Below are 747 nucleotides of genomic sequence, written 5' to 3' on the forward strand. Positions count from 1 at the left end.
AGGTCCGCCTTGGCAACGCCGCCGTTCATCTTCATCGCGCGCACGGTGGCCACCAGCACCACTGCGGAGGGTGCGATGCCTGCCTTGCGGCACTTGATGTTCATGAACTTCTCGGCACCCAGGTCGGCGCCGAAGCCGGCTTCGGTGACGACATAGTCGGCAACCTTCAGCGCGGTCTTGGTGGCGATCACCGAGTTGCAGCCGTGCGCGATGTTGGCGAACGGGCCGCCGTGCACGAAGGCCGGGTTGTTTTCCAGGGTCTGCACCAGGTTCGGCTGCATCGCGTCCTTCAGCAGCACGGTCATCGCGCCTTCGGCCTTGATGTCGCGGCAGTAGACCGGGGTCTTGTCGCGGCGGTAGGCCACGATGATGTCGCCGAGGCGCTTTTCCAGGTCCTTGAGGTCGTTGGCGAGGCACAGGATCGCCATGACCTCGGAGGCCACGGTGATGTCAAAGCCGGCTTCGCGCGGGAAGCCGTTGGAGACGCCGCCCAGAGACGCGGTGATGGTGCGCAGGGCGCGGTCGTTCATGTCGACCACCCGGCGCCAGGCGACGCGGCGGGTGTCGATGTCGCACTCGTTGCCCCAGTAGATGTGGTTGTCGATCATTGCCGACAGCAGCGAGTGGGCCGAGGTGATGGCGTGGAAGTCGCCGGTGAAGTGGAGGTTCATCTCCTCCATCGGCACCACCTGGGCATAGCCGCCGCCTGCCGCGCCGCCCTTCATGCCGAAGTTCGGGCCCAGCGAC

The 747-nt window shown here is 66.0% G+C and carries 1 protein-coding gene; it reads right to left on the reverse strand.

The window, feature by feature from the left end; all coding sequences use genetic code 11:
- On the reverse strand, nt 1-747 hold a 747-nt coding region (locus tag AC58NV_RS23690; RefSeq protein ID WP_497229325.1), incomplete at both ends, for a formate--tetrahydrofolate ligase.

This window comes from Leisingera sp. ANG49 (genome assembly GCF_059694505.1).